The organism is Lachnoanaerobaculum sp. OBRC5-5, from assembly GCF_000296385.1.
GTDB lineage: Bacteria > Bacillota > Clostridia > Lachnospirales > Lachnospiraceae > Lachnoanaerobaculum.
The window spans coordinates 2,035,450-2,055,850 of record NZ_JH815185.1; the positions used below are offsets into that span (position 1 = coordinate 2,035,450).

The following is a 20,401-nucleotide window of genomic DNA, read 5'->3' on the forward strand; positions in this document are numbered from 1 at the left end:
TTAATAAATCCTTTTTCCAATCTGACTTCTTATCTTTCCTCCTTATACTACTCTATCTATTTATCCTTTATTCCGTCTGTAATGTACTCCAAAACCACTACCACTATCTGTTTTAATAAATCCTTTTTCCAATCTGACATCTTATCTTTCCTCCTTTTGCTACTTGACCTATTTATTCTTTATTCCGTCTGTAATATATTCTAAAACCGCTACTACCACCTGCTTTAGCAAATACTTTTTCCAATCTGACATCTTGTCTTTCCTCCTTATGCTACGTGCTCTATTTATTCTTTATTCCTTCTGTAATATACTCCAAAATAACTACCGCTATCTGCTTTAATAAATCCTTTTTCCAATTTGACATCTTATCTTTCCTCCTTGTGTTACTCGGCCTATTTATTCTTTATTTTATCAGTAAGATACTACAAAACTACAACCAAAATATGTTCTAATAAATTCTCTTTCAATTTGCTCATATTATTCCCTCCACACATTCAATATCACCTGACAAAACATTATCTATTCTTTTCATTTCTTTACCTCCAATGTTCTTTAATAATAACAGTTTATAATTCTGATTGAGTAACTTCTCTTATCAATTGCACTCCCATTGTTGACTTTTATAAGATACTGCACATATGAGAAGATTTTTGTATAGCTTACGTTCATATGTCTTTATCTTATATCTCTATTATATTTAATTCATTGTCATTGTTTGTAATTGTGTTTATAAATTTATTTAATATGTGCTACTCTATCTATCAGTTCAAACCTCTTTCCATCTACAAATCTATCTACCTCTGCCAAATACCCTGATACTCTACGTAGTCTACGTATATTATCATTTTTGCAGCAAGGGCATTTTTTCGATATTTTCCCTATATACCCACAATCTTGACAATCATCCAGCGGAAAATTAACTCCTATATAATTGCAGTCATTGTTATAGGCATACTCTACTATTTCCTTAATTGCCTCAGTGTTGCCAGCGGGGGACTCCTCAAGTTCAATATATGTTATTGACCCACCATTACATAAGCAATGAAATATTCCTTCAAACTGTATCTTCTCAATATAGTCGGCATTTATATTAACAGGTAAATGAAATGAATTAGTATAGTATCCTTTTTTCGCAGCTAAAGCTCCATGCCCTATATTATTTAAATCATATTCTGCAAATCTCCCGGTTACACCTTCTGCTGCTGATGCTAATAACGAAAAATTTAGTTTTGTGTTATTTTTATAATCATCTACTTGCTTTTTCATCATTTTTACTATATCGACAGCATTCTCCAAATATGGTTTCATTTCTAAAATTGACCCCCACTCCTTTTTATATACCACTGCTAAGGCATCCCACAATCCAATAAATCCAATTGACAAAGTTCCATTTCTTAAAGTAAGTTTAATGTCTTTGCTTTCAGAGTCTTTATATATATTAAGCTTAATAATATCTTCACACCTTCCGTTCTCAATCAATGTATTATATCTGTGTATAAGGCTATCCCTTGCATCCTCAAGTGTAGATATAATTTGTTTTCTAAACTCATCTAAATTTCCTTTTGTCTTATATGCTATTTGCACCAAATTAATTGTTACACAAGCTATATTTCCTCGTTTTATTCCACTCTTATCACCATATAAGTTATCTACGACTCTTGTCCTACACCCCATAATCCCAATCTTTTTTGGATTTGCATCAATATTAATTTGTGAATCACAATTAAAATATGTTGGTACCATCCTTTTAGACGTAGATTCCAGAGAATGTAGATATAAATCATAATTAGGTGAACCTGTTTTTACGTTGACTGACTGTTTAAGCTTAAAAACCAAATTAGGAAATACAAACGGTTTTCCATCTTCATCTCCCATTTCATATGCTCGTAGAATTGCATATGAAACCTTTCTCGCATTATCAAAATCCCCTATACCAAAATTAAAGGTAACATATGGTTTCTCACATCCTTTTCTACTAAATGTATTTAAATCCAAAAATAAATCTCTAAACTCCAGACTTAATTCTTCAATTGTTTCATCTTTTACATAAAATGCCATATCTGTATCAAAATCTAAAAACCCTATCCCTCCTGACTGCATATTAGTCAACTCTGTAATTTTTCTACTGATTTTTCTAACTGCTCCTTTAAAACTCATTAAACCAAAGCCTATAAGATCTGCTACATTTAATCCTATGCAATTGTATGTAATATCGTAGAATTCCAAATCGTGTATGTGGATCAATCTACAGTCATGTGCATTACGACACCTTTTGGGAATCATCTCAAGTACTCGCCTCTTTTCAGACTCTTCGCCTGCCTTTACTATACTATTTGATGCATTCTTACCAGAATTTGCCAAATTTCTAAAATAAAGCTCCTTTTTCATACTAACATCCCTCGTTCTTTCTATATTCCAATGTCCATCTTATTCCAACAATTATTCATATCTTTTTTATATAATTTTTGATTGCTTGACCCTACATAATTCACTTCTTTACAAGACAGATCACTCACAAAAGCTCCACACTTTATATAGTCCATAAGTTCAAATACTCTCTCAGGTATCTTCTCTTCATCCCATCCTGTATATAAGCAAATATTGAAGTTGTTCTTTTTTAGTGCTATTACTAACTCTTTCAGGCTTTCCCATTGCTCTAACGGTTCTCCACCTGATAATGTCAGCTTCTTATTATTGCAATTACCTATAATATATTCTGCAATATAATCAATATCTAACATTACTCCTTCACCTTTATTTTTTGCACTGACATTATGACACCCTTCGCATTTCATGCTACATCCTTGTAAAAACAATACACTTCTAATTCCCGGTCCGTCATCACAACTCATTTTTTTCCATCCTGCAACTTCTAATTTCGGCATATATTTTTCCCCCTTTCACCATACCTCCTTAAAACATTATTTATTGCAATCAATATATTAAACTTTGGTTTTTCTACTGATGTTGGTATTCTTACTTCACTAATTTCCAATGTTGCCAATAATACAGCAAAATCCTCTTTAAACCTCTTAATATCCACTTCCGGAGAATACACCTTATTGGACTGATTAAGTTTTAAAGATTCTATTATATTTTCCACATCTACTTCTGTGTAAATTTTATTGCCCTCATATTCATCAATAATATGTGGCAATTGTCCCAAAAAACTTTGTTTAATGTACCTGTATTTATTCTCAACACTTATATTGCTGTTAGTAAATACCAGTATTGAATGTATCTTCTTATCTTTAAGATATTTACCTACTGCAATCTTTAATAATTGCTCTTTGTAATTCATCTTTTCCCCTATATTGCAGTCATAAACAAAGTCATTCTTCTCTTTCTTATACATATTACCGTCTTCATCAATCAAAATATCCTGACGAATATTTTTTACTTCTATCAAAAATATACCTTTCTTTGTCACAACAATATTATCTAACTCTGAAGTTATATCCTCGTAAGACAACTCTATATTTTTTAAGATCTTTCTATAATGGCTTATGTTCTGCAAATTGAAATACGCTTTATTTTCTCCGGCTACTCCGGCAATCAAAACGCTAATCATATTTCCTATACATTTACATTGTTTCACAACATTTTTTAACTCATCCTCTGCAATATTTCCTTTGTCTTTATTTAATTTCTCCAGATGATCAATAACATTCCATATCCTCAAATCTGCATTGTCGGCATGCTCATTATTGAATAAAATATTTCTCAATTCTTCCTGAAATTTTAGCAGCTCCTCAAGTAATGACTTTCTATCATATTTATCCTTGTCAAAAGCCGTTATCTTACTTAGAATTTCTACTGCTCTCTCTTCTATTTTTTCATTTGTATTTATCATATATTTCTCCTTTCAAATACTTGTTATTTGTTATTTGATAATACTATGATAGCTTTTTGATTGTTGAACTTTGTAATTGTGATAAACAAAAAAAAGCAAGCACAAAGATACACTTGCTTTTACCCATATTATTTATCCTTAAACTCTATCTCATTATTTTGATAATTACTTGATATAATTTGAATTATTGTCTTTATGTATTCATTATCCTTTAAATCATCCGGCATGTATTTTATAATGTCGTCTTTCAATTCTATAATTTTGTCTACTATATCCTCCGATATTAAATCAAGCCCTTTAATAATATCTTTGTACAAAGATATTACAAAATTTGTGGTCAGTTCTTCTTCCCACTTGCACTTCTCATCCTTATAGTACAAAAGCATATATAATGAATATATATATTCATTATATGCTTCAACGTAATGTTCAATACCATTAAAATTATTTGCAATATCCTTAAAGCCTAATTCATAAAACTCTATATCTTTCCTATACCTATAATATTGCACTGTAAACTTATGCCAATCACGCAAAAGTGAACTTGCCTGATTATAATTGCTCATGTTTTTATAAGTATAAAATTCCTTTGTAATCAAAAAATCAATATCTCCATAAAATCTAATAAAATCATATTTGTTTAGATTCATAAAAAAAATCAGTTCCAAGTGATATAAGCATCTTAATTGTTCTACATCTTTGCCAACATTGTTATACCTATCTGCTGCCTCTTCCCATATTTTAATACAATTATTCAAATCACTATTCTCGCTCTCAACCTCAGCAATTAAATAGTAGTCACATCTTTTCCTAATTTTATCCACGTCTTCGTATTTACTCCCAGAACACTTATAAATCAGTTCAGATCTTATAGAATTAACTTTATTATTTATATATTCATTATCCAGTCCATATATCTTGATAGTATTTAAAGCATCTTCACATAAGTTTAATGCTTCCTCTAGCCTGTCATCTGGACATTCATTTAATAATTCAGCCGCTTTTAAGTCTAACAATACTCTCAGCTCCATTGGATTATCACCAATATTTTCCTGTTTTAATGTACTAATAAATTCTAATTTCTCTTTCAAATACCAATTAGATCTGTCACAACTGTTTACCATACCAATAATAGAATAATTATCCATTTTCTCTTTTTTCAAATATTCTAAAACATACGGATAAATAATAATTTCATTTATCCATTTTCCACCAGACCGTGATTTAAATATTGATAATTCAAAGATTCTATTAGCTTTTTCCCAGTACCTTTTCTTTATCTCTATATCAATTTCCACACAATATAAATAATAATATGCCATCAATACATATTGAGTCTCTTGTAAATTAGCATCCTCTAAGTGAGATTTTCTCCTTTGGTGATAAATCAGTATGCTTGCATATGATTTTACTTTATCAATCTTCTTCTCTCTTACCAGCAACTCAACCAGTTTTAAGCACATGTCAAAATCAAGCTTAGAACTTTTTCTAATTAAATCCATAATATTTGATATAGCACTGTCAACGTCACCTTTTTTTAAGTATATATCCACTATGTTTTTCACTTTAGAGTTATATGAATATATACCTCGGTCATATAATTTACAATACATATCTATAGCTTTATCATAATTCTTTTTATTTGTGTATGATAAAGCTAATTTCTCCAACAAAGTTTTTTCTAAATATTTTGAATGCTTACCGTCTGTATCACCTTCTCTTAACAGCCTAATAACCTCTTGATATCCATATGCCTTATCTAAATCTCCAAAATGTTTAAATCTATAATCTGATATAATATCTTCATCATCAGAATAGAATTTTATCACTTTTCCATATAGCTTAATTTTTTCTTTTACAGGCATATTTACCCCTAAAAGAACTTCTGTAACATAATCATAAACTTCTATAATTTTTCTATATATATCATCCTGTTTATTTATTGTATCGAAGTATAGTGACATAAACGTAGATACGTTTTCATCCGAGCCTGAATCTGCAAGGAACGAGTCGATCTCATCACAAAGTTCAACAAGTAAAGTACATCTATCTCTTAGATTCTTCTCCTTATAACAAATATCAATCGCATAACAAAATATTTCTTCAACCTTTCCAAGAATATTCTCATAATATTCTTCAACATTACTGTCATCGACACTTTCCCATAGTATGTCAAAATCACAAATATACTTAATCCTTTTTAACAAAAGTTTAACTAAAAGATGGTGAGAATTACAACACTCTATTCTCTCACATATAGCAATAGCTTCATTAACTTTATTCTTCTTCCCATACTCCAAACATATATTTGCATAAAGAATATCAGTGCCTGTAATTCGCTCACATACTGTATCAAATACCCTTCTTCTTATATTGCGCTCTATATACCCGCTATACTCTTGATTTAAATATAATATTATTCCATTTGCCACATTTGGGCAGCTAGTGGTAGACGGTTTGTACTCCTTAAAAATCAAATCTTGTATAACTTGATGTAAGGATATCTTATTATAAAACTCATCATATTCAACCCATCCGTTCAGTATGAGTTTATGAATTTTGTCTTCGCATCCATCTATATTGCATATACCTATAAATATATCTTTTCTTACTTTAATACCTGCAAATAGTGATAGCGAACTTATTATTTCATTTGTTTTGCTGTCGAAATTTGAAATATCAAACAAAATCATTAAGTGCCTGTTAACACTCTCAGCATTCATCCTTCTGTCTTTTCGTTGTTTTACAACTGTCTCATCTGTATTTGTAACACCCTCTTTGCTAAGGAACAGTTCGTATAATTTTCTCGGTAATATATCACTGTCTCTTAAGTATTTCGATATAAGTTCAACCGTCATAGTATGTCCTTCAACATACTCTATCAGCTTATCAATATAACTTGTCTCCTCCATATCATATAAAGTATTGTTATAATAACAAAACAATGATTTTAGCTCTTCCGATTTTTTCATTCTACCTATATTTATCTGTCTAAAATTATAGTCTCTAAAATCTTTTCTGGTAGTAAATATAAACTTACATGGACATTGTAATAGTTCCTCCAATCTGTCATCCGAATCTACATCAAAGTTATCAATAATAATCAAATCTTTCTCTGTTGTAGTTTCCTTTAATACTGCAACTATTCTCTTAAAATAACTGTCTTCACTTTCTTGACATAGGACCACATTCTCATCCATACTCATATTATTGATAACTAATTCCTGACACACTGTATGTTCTATTGATCCGTTAAAAAAGGCAAAAGCTATCGTTTCATAGTAATCTCTATATTCATACGCATAGCGTTTAGCTAATTCCGTCTTTCCGATTCCACCTATTCCGGATATAAAAACAACCTGATTCTCACTTAGAGCTTCTTGTATGTCTACAAGTTCATCACTTCTTCCTACAAAACAAGCCGGATTATACACGAAATTATCAACTAAATAGTGTGCATCTACATCTGATAATACTATTAACTCATCTAATACCTCTATCACATCATTTAAATCGGACCATCTGCTTTTTATTGATATAGCTAAAGCTTTGTGAAAAAAATACGATAACCTTTTAAATAATTTAGGCCTATACTTTTCATTAGCAAAATTCATACATTCAAAACAATATATACTTGATATTCGACAATCTTCCTGTTGCGGCTTTCTGCCAAAAATTTTATAAAATAATACTGCTCCAATTGCATATATATCCGTATGATACCCTATATTTCTTATTTGTCCTCGAATCTGTTCCGGCGCAGAATAGCCTTCGGAATATGACAATTCCATTATTCGTTTATTTTCCAATTGATCAACATTAATAACTGAATCAAAATCAAATAAATATATATGTTCTGTAGTCTCCGGAATAACAAATATATTCTCCGGCTTTATATCCAAATGTAGAAAACCTTTATCATGATATTTTTTAATTAGAATTGCTAAACTCTTAATATATTTTAATACCTCTTTAAGTGACTCATCCTTATACCTTTCATAATCCATACCTTCATTAAGAGTCATTATAATATATACTGTATTATTAAATTCAAATATACCGGATGAGTCTATTGTTGAATTTATAAATCCTACTTTATTTTTAAAATTTACAGCTTTCTTATATGTTTCTTTAAATTGATCTTTAGTCTTTTCAATCTTATCAAGTACAGAATCCTTATATATAAGCGAATAATCCTCTTCTCTTTCCGCAAATAAGTACACCGGATATAATTCTTTTATTCTGATACTATGTTTGACCCCGGATTTATCATATAAATTTGCATCATAAACAATGCAATTAGCTCCCCTACCAATCTCAGATACTACTTCTATTCTCTCATTATCGCTATGATTAAATAAATATCCTTTTTGAAGTGCAACCCTTCTGTCAATCATTTCTATTCGCCCTTTCTATTAAACATACCTGTATAATATTATATATTTTCCTTTACAAAATCTCTATACATACAACCAAAAATTGCTCCGTATACTACCCTCCAAAATTTTATTTTATAAATTTAATATCTTAAATTTACTATATGACGTTCATTGTTTAAGTTTGTAATTGTGATTTTAATTAATATCTCTTATATAAGTTATATATGGAATAATTATATCTACTAATATATAATATCTACATATAATGTTTTTATGGAGGACGCTTTATGGGATACACTGAATTTAATATAGCCGGCCTTACAGATTTTGATGACGACGATTACGATATATATGGTGCTGCCGACTATCTGAAAAATCCTAATAATTTTCGTGATTTTGATGAAGGTTTAAAGGAATTGATGTACAAAAAAGGTTATGACATAAATCTTAACTATCTGGAATTATCTGATATCTTATACCAAAATCTTAAGTTAATAGTCTCAACAATCAAACCTGCTACCGTTACATCTTGGTTTAATAAAGAGCACAGACCTAAAGTAGAATCCGGATATAGACAACAAATTTATGAAATTTGCTTTGCACTTAAACTTAGCTATAATGATACAAAATGGTTTTTTCATCATGTATATTATGATCGTGCATTTAACTGTCATACTATTGATGAGTCCATATATTACTATGCTTTTATCAACGGACTTTCATATCAGGAATCTCAGGAAATTATTAGTACAATCAATAATTCACAAAATAACTCTGTTGATGAAAATAGTTTGAAAGAGTTTGATAACTACACACAATTCGTAAGAGAAAGAATTGACAGTTTTAAATCAAAAGATGAGTTAATCGACTTTCTTACATATAATAAAGACAACTTCAATTCATGGAACCATACCGCATATGATGAGATTAAAAACAAGGTTAATGAACTCCTCCCATCAGATGAAGGTAAGAAAGAAATTGATAATATAAAGCGTACAATAAAAAGGAATAATAATATTGACTCTGTTCCCAAAAATCTTTCTTCTAAAAAAGAATGGGGACTGTTAATGCAGGAATTCTTTTCAAACATTTCAAGTGTTGACGATTTACAGTATATTTCAGGCCTACCTGTTAAAGCACAGAAATTCATAATTAGGCGTATTCTAAGTTTTAACTCAACTGCTACAAAAATAGATACTATAAGTATCCCATATATTGTTAAAAATAATTTCCCAAGTATAAAGACACTGTCTGATATACTTGACTTTGAAAAAATCAGAAATTCGAAATCCTATGATGCCATCAGAAAACTAATTATACTTTTAAATTTCTATGTTTTCTGGGTCAGAATTGATCTTGGGTACGTTGAAGAAATTAAAGAATTTTCAAACGAAGAACTTTATGATACTTTTGTTGAAGAGCTGAATTATACTCTTTATAGATGTGGGTATGAACCGCTATATCCAGGTAATCCTTATGATTGGCTCTTTATGTTTGTTTCTCTTAAACAACAGCCTCTAAAATATTTTAGATATTTCATAGAAGAGATTAGTTTAGACGACGAAGAGTAGTATATTAAAGACTAGTTTAAAATTTAGAATGGCCTTGAATTAAAATAAGTTCTAGGTCATTCTTTTTTACCTATAGTACAGGTAACTAATACGATGAAACTTGTATGGAATACTGAAAGAAGTATAGCAATGTAAAATTTATATTGTATGTCCATTCTATAATCACTGCTCACAAAAATGTAAAAACAGATAAATTGAATTTGTACTCTATAGATTACCAAGGAACTAAACGTCTATACTTAAAGAAATTAATGGCAATAAGAAAAATATATGGATCAATCCTTAAAATGAATAGTAATATACAAGTAGAAAGCTTTTTTCAATATTTAATAATAATTACTTTCTCAAGAAAATCATCATAGGAGGAATTAGAAATCATTCTCATTTATAGGCAAAACAATAAAAAGGATGTGTTAAAGATATATACCTCTTCTCACACACCCTAATATATCACTTTATAAATTTCTCAAAATCTTCGGCGCTCATATTTGCTCTGACAGCAGCCTCATCAATACTTAGTATTCCGTCATTGACCAAAGATGCAAGTATGCTTATAACACCTTCCTGTCTTCCTACCGCCCTACCTTTTTCCATGCCTTTTTCCATGCCTTTTTCCATGCCTTTTTCTATTCCTTTTTCCATACCTTTTTCTATTCCTCTGGCCTCTACTCTATCCAGCACTTCACACATATTAACTTTCTCCTTCCCTTTCAATTCGTTTATAGTTTCTTCAAATCTGTTATCATCGGTCATTGCAGACATTAATGTCAGAAGTTCTTCCACATGGGCGATGGCAGTTTCATCAGCTATATAATCTCTGTTTTTTCTCATCTGATACAGGTAATCAGCCAGTATCCTAAAATCACTCTTAAATAAGTCTATCTTTTCTCTATCCAAATAAGCTATCTCAAATAAGTTTATCTTAAAATCATTTACATATGGCTTTATTTCTTCATCTACATCCAGTATTTCAAAAAGTGTTTTTGGATAGTTCCACCTCTTTTCATATCCCAAATACAACACCAAAGTTATCACCGGATACTTTGCCTTGTCAATGTTTTCTTTTCTGCTTTGCTTTACATATTCTGCCCCATCATATCCAAATACTCTAAGCGGCATAATTTTATTCGCTGTTGTCTGATTTTCAAGTCCGAATAATGCTACGTTTATTTTGTTTTTACGCCAATACTTTGCTATATCTCTTTCCTGTGATCTTACCCTGCCGTCTATCTTCAGCATACTCATCGGCAATGCATCCTTAAGCGTGGCTTCATCTACCACGTTTCTACCGCCAAATAAAAGTACATTTAGAATATCCGCAAAAACGTCATTGTACTTTTCAAGCATCTTCTCTGTTACATCCTTATCTTGCATATCTCCTCCTTATTATACCAAAAATTTTTACTGTTGGATTATTCTTTGATCATTTTTGAAATTTAGAACTTTTAGAATTTAGATTGTATATAATAATCTCATTTTACCGTATATATGTCCAAAATACAATAACGTATATATTTATATTCCAATAAAAAAGGACTGTCGCAAGCGACAGCCCAGTATTACTTATTAAGCATTCTTATATGTTTTCATTACAACTTTTCTGAGTATATCTACAGGTATCATTGTGAATGCAAGTATGAATATTACTATCCATCCCTGTACACTAAACGGTACACAGCTAAACATTTTTCCGATAAATTGGAAAGGTGCAAAAGGTATAGCACCTGCATTTACTATAAGCGCCTGTACTATGATTATTGCAAAGAACACTTTAAGGAATCCTGTATTTTCATTAAAGCCCTTAAATATTCCGAATCCTTCATCTCTTACATTAAATCCGTTAAAGAGTGCACTTGCTATAAACAGTACAAAATATCCTGTAAGAAGCTCTTCCTCATTGCCGTCAAACAGATTTGCAAAGAACGGAACCTTAAGATATATAAAGCTGAGTACTGTAAGCCAGAGTCCCATGCTTAAAATTTGAATGGCCATGTTTTTGCTGATGATATTCTCATCTCTTCTTCTTGGCTTTTCCATCATGTAGCTTTCTTTAGCCGGCTCATTTCCAAGCATTATAGCTCCGAGACCGTCCATTACAAGGTTTACAAACAGAAGGTGAGTTACCTTAAGCGGCTCTTCCACTCCGAAGAAAGGAGCGATGGCACTTACTATAACCGCAGTAACATTTATAACCAACTGGAATTTACAGAACTTAAGGATATTGTGATAGATAGTTCTACCATAAAGTATAGCATCCTTTATAGATCTGAAATTATCATCAAGAATTACTATCTCACCGGCTTCCTTGGCAGCCTCTGTACCGTTACCCATAGCAAATCCCACATCTGCTCTCTTAAGTGCAGGTGAGTCGTTTACACCGTCTCCCGTCATACCTACAACAAGATTCATCTCCTGGCAAAGTCTTACCATTCTTGATTTATCTGTAGGAAGAGCTCTTGCGATAACTCTGATATGAGGTATAAGTTTCTTTACTTCTTCATCACTCATTTCATTGAGTTCCGCTGATGAAAGCGCTCTGTCCGAAGCAGACTGTATAAGGCCTGCATCTTTTGCGATAGCGATAGCTGTTTCAAGTCTGTCACCTGTAATCATTACTACCTGAATACCTGCTCCCATAACCTCAGCTATAGCATCCTTAGCCTCAGGTCTTACATCATCTCTGATACCTACCAAGCCTATGATAACTATATCATCATTTATACTGTTTTCTACAAGAGCCTTCTCTGAATATCCGAATGCCAAAACTCTCATAGCTCTTGCTGCAAGCTCATCAATCTTTCTGTCAAGCACAGCCTTATCAATTGTCTTTACTTCACCGTTCTCATCCAAGAACTTCTTCGCCTTTGCAAGCAGTCTCTCAGGTGCACCCTTATAGAATGTCTTATCAAGAGAATCTATTCTTGCCTGACTGAATTTATTTGTTGAGTTAAATCCCTGATGTGCTCCCACTACAAGGCTCTTCTCATTTTGTAATGCATCAAAAGTGGCATGTCCAATAAACTTCATCAATGCCTGGTCTGTTGCATTACCGCCTATTACCACGCCTCTGTCATCAAACAATGACTGAGTATTCTTACCTATTGCAATATCTATAAGACCTTTTACCTTGCTGTGATCGCTAAGATCCGGTATAGCAATTGAGTTTCCGTTTGCAAGGAAGAAATCCACTACTTCAAGGCTTCCCTTTGTAATAGTTCCTGTCTTATCACTGAACAGTATATTCAGTGAACCTGCAGTCTCGATACCTTCCGCCTTTCTTACAAGTACGTTATGATCAAGCATTCTGCTGGTGTTTTGCATAAGTACCAAGGATATCATTAAAGGCAATCCTTCAGGAACGGCACATACGATAATAACTATTGCAAGAGTAACAGCCTTTATCAGGTCCTGCACTATTGTCTGTGGTCCCATAGCAAAATAGTTGCCAAGTCCGCCTGCTCTTACTATAAAGTAAGCGAAATAAAGTATTGCTATTACCGTAGCACCCACATATCCGAAAATTGATATCTGATGCGCCAGCTTTCCAAGCTTCACCTTAAGTGGTGAATCAGGATCGTCTTCATTCATTTCAAGAGCCATCTTACCCATCATGGACTTAAGTCCGACTCTCTTAACCTCTAAAACACCTTCTCCGTCAAATACTACAGCACCTCTAAAGAGTGAATGAGCATCTACAAATGTATCACCTGTGATATCCTCTTTTAACTCAAATCCCTCTTTTGCTGCAGTTTTCTTGCACTCCTCAGCCTCTCCGTTTAGGGCTGAGTTGTCAACTCTTAAATCTCCGTTTATTAAAATACCGTCTGCCGGTATCTTATCTCCCGATTGTAAAAGTACAAAGTCTCCTACTACTACATCATCCACATCTATAACGGTTACAAGACCGTTTCTGTAGACCTTACATGTGTCCTTCTTTGTGTTGTCCTTTAACTCACGATACTTGGTATCACTTGCAACACCTGTCTTTGCAGATACAAAGGCTACTATTATTACCGCAATAATAGTACCAAGCGGTTCATAAATTTCAGCATAGCCGAAGAAAAACATTACTATCATCAGTACTGCGATAGCAAGAAGTATCCTGATCATAGGATCATTGAATGTCTCCTTAAACTCCTGCCAAAAGGTGGTAGGTTCCGAATCAGGTATTACATTTGAGCCATGATCCTGCCTTGACTTTTCAACTTCCTTTTCAGTCAAACCGGTAAATTTCATATAATTTCCTCTTTCAAAATTTTGGGGAGACAGCGAACGCCATCTCCCGTAATATTAATTACAAATGCTATTTTATAGCAAATATATGATAATTAAAAGTATAAAATTTTCTATATTATAAAAATTTATTAGATATATCTATTTGCTAATTCTCCAATCCCCGGATCTGTAGTTCCCTGTCCCACAGCTGAGAACTTCCACTCACCATTATGTCTGTATACCTCACCAAAAATCATTGCAGTCATTCCCGAATAATTTTCTGTAAGATTGTACTTAAGAATCTCTTTATTGTTTGAAGCGTCTACAAGTCTTATAAACGCATTTCTTATCATTCCAAACTCTTGATGTCTTTGCACTGCCTGATAAATGTTTACGACAATAACAATTTTATCATAAACTTCCGGTATACTTGCAAGGTCTATAGTGATCTGTTCATCATCTCCCTCTCCTGCTCCTGTCAAGTTATCACCCATATGAATGACTGTACCTGATGAATGGCGAAGATTTCCATAATAAACAACGTCTCCCTTATTAACCAATCTTCCGCCCTGCAATAGAAAAGCTGAAGCGTCACAATCTATATTTCCATCCTGGCTTTGACTGCTGCCAAAGAGTGATGACAAAAATCCACCACCTCCACCTGCTTTTGGTGCCTCATCCCATCCAAGACCAACTATTATTTTCTTTAAGCCTGCATTCTCCTTTGACAGACTTACCTTTTGTCCTTTTTGTAAACTAATAGACATACGTCCTCCTAAATACATCTAATATGTAACTTAAGCTACATCTATACCATAATGATTGCAAAGTGCAGCAAGTCCACCACCAAAGCCACTTCCTATAGCGTTGAACTTCCACTCGCCCGCATGCTTGTAAAGTTCACCTACAACTACCGCTGTTTCAATAGAGAAGTCCTCACCAAGGTCATATCTGATGATTTCAGCGCCTGTCACTTCATCTAAAATTCTGATATAAGCATTTGAAACCTGACCGAAGTTCTGTCTTCTGGAATCCGCATCATATATAGTAACTGTAAATGCAATCTTCTCAATATTTGCAGGAACCTTTGAAAGATCAATCTTGATCTGCTCATCATCACCGTCACCCTCTCCAGTCAAGTTATCACCCATATGTGTAACACTCTCTGAAGGATGTACTAAGTTTCCATAGAAAACAAAGTCCTTTTCTGTAGGGCATTTTCCACTTGCCCCTACCATAAACGCAGCTGCATCAAGGTCAAAGTCTGCACCTGAATCGAATGCATTTACATCCCATCCAAGACCTACGATAACTTTCTTAAGTCCCGGATTTGTCTTTGTAAGATCTACTTTTTGTCCTTTAGATAAATTTATTGGCATAAAATCCTCCTTTATTATACACCGAATTTCTTATAAAATTCGTTTTTAATATTTTCAAGTTTAGCTTTATCTTCAACTCTTTGTCTTCTGGCATCGTCCTGAATTCTCTTTGTTTCTTCGATACCGTTTACAATAGTTCTCCAAGACTTCTCCAAAGTATCCACCTTTATAGAACTTCCTGAAGCCATCTGAGCTGTAAGCTTTGCCTGCTCAACAGTATTTGTGGCATTCTTTAAAATCATTTCATTGGTCTTTTTATCAAGCTCAGATAATGCCTCAGCCTGTAATCTCTGACGTTTGAGCATAATAGCCTGTGCAAGACTCTGCTTGAAAATAGGCAATGTAATAATGAAAGCCGAATTTATCTTTCTTATAAGATTTATATTACTGAATTCCATAGTCTTTAACATTGGAATAGTCTGCATGGCAACATTCTCTGCAACTCTTAAATCCTGAGTTCTTTGCTCAAGCATCATAAGTGCATTGTTTAGAGTTGTAAGCTCAAATTGCATTGACTTATCACCTGTGCGCTCCATCTCTGCAGTTCTCTCTGCTATAGCACCTTCCAGTTCCTTACATCCCTGCTCACCTGCCATGATATATTTTAACAAATCATGATAATAATTTACATTTGATTCAAACATGGTATTGAGCTTTTTATTGGTCTCTTTGATCTCACCTTCATAGCCCTTAAGCTCTACATACACTTTGTCTATTTCACCGCCCATGGTCTGATACTTTGTCATTATCTTATCCAGCTGCTTTTTTATACCGCCGAAGAGCTTGTCAAAAAGACCCGGTTCCTGTCTGATCTCTTCAATATCAAATTTGCTCATGATATTGGTAAGAACACCCAACATCTTTGAGGTTTCCTCAATCTGAGCGATGTTCATACTGTTGAGTACCAAATCTGAAGATTTTGATATCTCTGTAGCAACCTCGCCACCAAATGTAACAATACTGTCAAGATTGTCAAGTTCTATCTTGCTTACAAGTGCATCAACCTCTGCCGAATCCGCCAGTTCATTCTTGATTTTTGCAGACTCTACTGCAATATCAAAGGTTTGAACGGTAGGTAATGCTTCATTCTCTGCAACGTCGCTTGTTACCGCTTCAGCTTCTACGGTTTTTGCTTTTGAAAAATCAAGTCCCATCTTTCCTCCTATGCCTCGTTCCAAAATGTCACAAAGGCTCAATATTAGTTTTCATTAACCAAAAAGTCTTGAAAAAAATGATTTTTTCTTTTCCTTCACAGACCTCAGTCTATTGAAATCCGGTATGGCTATATCATAAAGATAATTGCCGATTATATGCTCTTCCATTATCTGAGAGTTGTAGTATTTGCTTACATTATCATAACCTGTAGGTATAAAAAATACTATATCAAATCCTATCAGATTCAAAAAAGCAACAATTATGCTGTCTTCCAACGAAATAACAGATTCCGTTGTATTTACTATTATAAGCTTTGGCGGACATTTTGTAAAATCAAAGCTTTGTATAAATCTTAAAATTTCCTTAGGTAAATCTAAAACAATTGTAATTATCTTGTATTCCGTACCGTTTTGTCTTGTTCCCGCTATAGTCTTTCTCCTTAAAAGCTCCGACAATTTATCAAGAATATAATCCTGAGTCTCAGCTCTTAAATAGTCATATTTATAAATCTGTGACTGCTTTATTCCCTCTCTGTCAAGTCTTCCGTTCTTGAAAAAAGACGGTACCCCTGCTGCCACGGTGCAGTTTCTTCCGTATATACTCTCATTCTTATATATCAATGTTGTATCTGTTATAAGGTCTTTGATATTTTGAAAATATGTATCTGTATCCGAGTTTGCCACACCTGATATCTTGGCAAACATTACAGGAATATTTACAACATCATCGACTGTGGAAAAATTCGGTCTAAACCTCGCCTCCTGCTTCCAATAAATACCTATTTCTTCATAAGTAGTTGAAAGTTTTATAATATTGGCCTTGGAAAATTGCATATCTCTGTACATTCCGGTATCAGAATACATCATAGTATCCAGATCTCTTTCGGCATTATATGCCATTGTACCCATTGAAAGATTGTTTCCGTCTGTAGGATATTCATTTACTTTCAAAGTCTCTTCAAAATGTACCTCATATAATCTTTCTCCGGTAAGTTTATCCTCTTTCTTTTCCGGATTAAAGATAATCACATCTATCGGCAGCTTTGCCGCCATATTTAAGAACAGACTCTCCGTATCGGTTTCCACATTTCCGAAGTATATAAGTATGGGAGCAGGTGAATGAATATCGGTATTTCCAAGCAGATCCGGTATATATCTTTGGAACCAGCATAAAATATATATTCCCTTATTCATCATTTTATTGAGATCCATATTCATCAGTTTACCTGTCTCTATCATGGTATCCACAAAGGCATCCCTTGCCACATCCACAAAGGTATTGCTCTTTAGATTGATATTTTTCTTCAGGTCCGTTATAAGCTGATTTTCATTGGCATAATTGCCTCTTTTTATTTTTGAAATCTCGTCCACACTCGGATTTGTGATTTTATTGTTTATCACCTTTATGCTTCTGTTTGCTTTTTTCAAATCCTGATACAGCAAATACAGATTGTTCACATAGGTGTTTCTATTGTCACAACCGTTTATTCTTGCAAACATATTGTAGAAAAACCTTGTATTCTCACCTCTTCTTGTATTCTTTAAATCCTCAAAGAGATCTCCGCTAAGCCATGCATTTGTATTGGCAACGGCATTTGATTTATTGCTGTACAAAAGCTTTTTACTTTTATCTTCATCATACTGCTTTAACAGCCACTGCAGATCAAATCCTGCCGGAAAGCTCTCACTTCCCATTCCCAAATCTATAGAGTATTCGGACTTCGGATCTATTGCCATATACTTTGAATCACCGCCCGGTTGAACCAGAATAATATCCGCACCGGCATTTGAAAGTATTTTTAAAGTTGACAGCTCTGAAAAATTTACATTCCCCCAGAATATAATCTTAGGTACATCGTCGTTTCCGAGTTTTTCCATAATATTGTAAAAATTATAATAGAGCCAGCACATTATCCTTATAAAATTATTCTTCAAGATATCTATATTCTTACCCTGACGCCTTAAAACTTCCAAGGTATCATAAATTCCGTCGGCTATGGATGCCCTCTGATAATCTTTAATTCTCGGCAGCCATTTTTTTAAAGCCTCAGCCATAAATCCCGGTCCGTGAACATATTTATCTCCGATTATTTCATTAAAATATGCTATATTGTCCGCAGTAGGATTTTCTATACTTTTATCTATGATTGCCCCTTCTCTCTTGGCCAATTCATAGTATTTTCTGATAAATTCAAGTATTGTTTCATCATAGGAATTTACTCTGTAAAAATATACTCCCTTCGGCTTTCTTTCACTTTGCCTTTTAAAAAAGTCTTCAAGCCCTTTTATCTTCTGATGCAATAACATGCATTCATCCCCTTTCAAGTCAAAACTTTTCTTATCTTATAAAGCTCTTCGTAAAATTATATACTGCATCATACGGTACAGCCAGATTTATATTCTGCCCCTCACTGAAACCTGAAGTGCTTATGCCGATTACCTCTCCGTACATGTTCAGTACCGCTCCTCCTGATGACCCCGGCGATGTAGGTGCACTGAACTGTATCATATCCACATTATCTATATTTCTAAAGCCTGATATAATACCGTCTGAAACCGAATTAAAAAGCCCCAGAGGGCTTCCTATTGCCACTACCTTTTGCCCTCTTACAAGACTTTCTTTTCCGCTATACAGCCTCAACGGATTTAACACTCTTGAAATTCTTATTATTGCCAAGTCCAGATGATGATGATATTTTATAACCTCATTTGTCTCATATATTCTCTCATCATCTTCTATTCTTACCTCAAAATAATATCCGCCTCTTATAACATGATTATTGGTGAGTATAAAACCGTCTCTACCGATCATTATACCCGAACCTGTTCCAAGAAGCTTCTTACGGTTGTCAAATACCGCTATCATTACAATTGATGTTGACAGTCTTGCAAGTTCCACATAGCTTAATTCTCTATCTCTGCTCACATTTACAGCAGGTATCTGAGTGCTGGCGGAAGTACTTCCACCTGTATTCGGATGATTGTTAACCGGTGCGACTGCGGGTGAAACACTAACCGCCTTAGTTTTAGAGTCTCTGTCTTTTCTTCTGGTGGATGCCAGACTTATGGTAACCGTTTTTCTCTCACCCCCCGTATTTACCGGTGCGGCATTCATTCCGTTCGCTCCGGTATCGGTAGGCTGTTGTATCTGATAATTTTCTGTAGGCTCATCCTGCTCATATATCATCTTGCCGTCATAAAAATCACCGAGCTTTTTTGTGTAAAAATATTCATCCGGTACGGAGATATCTTTTGAGTACTGCAGCAGGCATACATCCATACCGAGTAAATTAAGAAAAACAAAAAAATAGATTTCCGATTCCTTTTGTATATTCTCCGCTACAACCTTTATATTCTTATCTCCGTTTATTTTGATATCCGAAAAATTATCTTCAAGCCAATATAAGAGCTTTACCATTATATTTTTTTCTATTGTATCCGAAATATTCTTCTTGTACTTTTGCAGGAGTTTTTGCATTTCCTTTACCGCTTCTATAAGCTCATTTTCACTTATATTATTTTGTCTCACTAAAGCCGTATCAAAATGACATGTGGATATAAAAGCTTCATAAGCCCGCTTTTGCTCCATACAATCGCTCTTTATATCCAATGAGTCAAGATATTTATAGTATATCCTTCCCTGCTTCATCTCAGATTTCAGATATTTTCTAAGTTCATTTATTTCCTTATTTGTATTTGCGTTTGCACCTGTAAACTTTACCATGTAGGTGTTTCTTATTTCACCTGTTCTGTTACCCCTTACTCTTCCAAACTCTGTAATACTGTTTATATTTATAGGATTCAATCTATATTTCGGCATACTTGCTCCATTAAAATCTGTCTTTCTTTT

General features: G+C 33.5%; 12 protein-coding genes. 1 reads left to right on the plus strand and 11 read right to left on the minus strand.

The genetic code is table 11. From position 1 onward, the window contains the following. Positions 1-735: 735 nt before the first annotated feature. From HMPREF1135_RS09550 to HMPREF1135_RS09565, 4 genes are all read right to left on the minus strand, one after another. Entirely contained in the window at positions 736-2,388 is a 1,653-nt protein-coding gene (locus HMPREF1135_RS09550; RefSeq protein WP_007594667.1) for an anaerobic ribonucleoside-triphosphate reductase, read from the minus strand. A gap of 20 nt (positions 2,389-2,408) precedes the next feature. Beyond that, positions 2,409-2,885 carry a 4Fe-4S single cluster domain-containing protein gene (locus HMPREF1135_RS09555; RefSeq protein WP_007594669.1) on the minus strand — a complete coding sequence of 159 codons (477 nt, stop codon included), beginning with the start codon at positions 2,883-2,885 and terminating at the stop codon, positions 2,409-2,411. Beyond that, the gene (locus HMPREF1135_RS09560) at positions 2,873-3,853 is read right to left on the minus strand and encodes a nuclease-related domain-containing protein (protein ID WP_007594671.1); all 981 of its coding nucleotides are present in this window, start codon (positions 3,851-3,853) and stop codon (positions 2,873-2,875) included. Before HMPREF1135_RS09560 ends, HMPREF1135_RS09555 begins: the two co-directional genes overlap by 13 nt. A 128-nt stretch (positions 3,854-3,981) precedes the next feature. Next, positions 3,982-8,250, minus strand: coding sequence for a protein kinase domain-containing protein (locus tag HMPREF1135_RS09565; RefSeq protein WP_007594676.1), 4,269 nt, complete (start codon positions 8,248-8,250; stop codon positions 3,982-3,984). A 269-nt stretch (positions 8,251-8,519) separates the two neighbouring features. Here HMPREF1135_RS09565 and HMPREF1135_RS09570 point away from each other — a divergent pair, with 269 nt between their 5' ends. Then, a complete protein-coding gene (locus HMPREF1135_RS09570; protein ID WP_007594678.1) occupies positions 8,520-9,803 on the plus strand; it encodes a hypothetical protein in 1,284 nt (427 codons plus the stop codon). A 450-nt stretch (positions 9,804-10,253) separates the two neighbouring features. Here HMPREF1135_RS09570 and HMPREF1135_RS09575 read toward each other — a convergent pair whose 3' ends face one another. The 7 genes from HMPREF1135_RS09575 to HMPREF1135_RS09605 form a co-directional block, all read right to left on the minus strand. After that, entirely contained in the window at positions 10,254-11,177 is a 924-nt protein-coding gene (locus HMPREF1135_RS09575; RefSeq protein WP_007594680.1) for an Rpn family recombination-promoting nuclease/putative transposase, read from the minus strand. A 192-nt stretch (positions 11,178-11,369) separates the two neighbouring features. Then, positions 11,370-14,039, minus strand: coding sequence for a calcium-translocating P-type ATPase, PMCA-type (locus tag HMPREF1135_RS09580; RefSeq protein WP_007594682.1), 2,670 nt, complete (start codon positions 14,037-14,039; stop codon positions 11,370-11,372). A gap of 128 nt (positions 14,040-14,167) precedes the next feature. Then, the gene (locus HMPREF1135_RS09585; RefSeq protein ID WP_007594683.1) at positions 14,168-14,785 is read right to left on the minus strand and encodes a TerD family protein; all 618 of its coding nucleotides are present in this window, start codon (positions 14,783-14,785) and stop codon (positions 14,168-14,170) included. 30 nt (positions 14,786-14,815) lie between these two features. Further along, positions 14,816-15,397, minus strand: coding sequence for a TerD family protein (locus HMPREF1135_RS09590; RefSeq protein ID WP_007594684.1), 582 nt, complete (start codon positions 15,395-15,397; stop codon positions 14,816-14,818). A gap of 14 nt (positions 15,398-15,411) precedes the next feature. Then, positions 15,412-16,551: a toxic anion resistance protein gene (locus HMPREF1135_RS09595; protein ID WP_007594685.1), complete on the minus strand. Its 1,140-nt coding sequence runs from the start codon at positions 16,549-16,551 to the stop codon at positions 15,412-15,414. Positions 16,552-16,605: 54 nt separating this feature from the next. Then, complete coding sequence (locus HMPREF1135_RS09600) at positions 16,606-18,858, minus strand: YceG family protein (protein WP_007594686.1); 2,253 nt, start codon at positions 18,856-18,858, stop codon at positions 16,606-16,608. A gap of 31 nt (positions 18,859-18,889) precedes the next feature. Next, positions 18,890-20,371, minus strand: a complete 1,482-nt coding sequence (locus tag HMPREF1135_RS09605; RefSeq protein WP_007594687.1) for a S1C family serine protease — start codon at positions 20,369-20,371, stop codon at positions 18,890-18,892. Positions 20,372-20,401 lie beyond the last annotated feature (30 nt).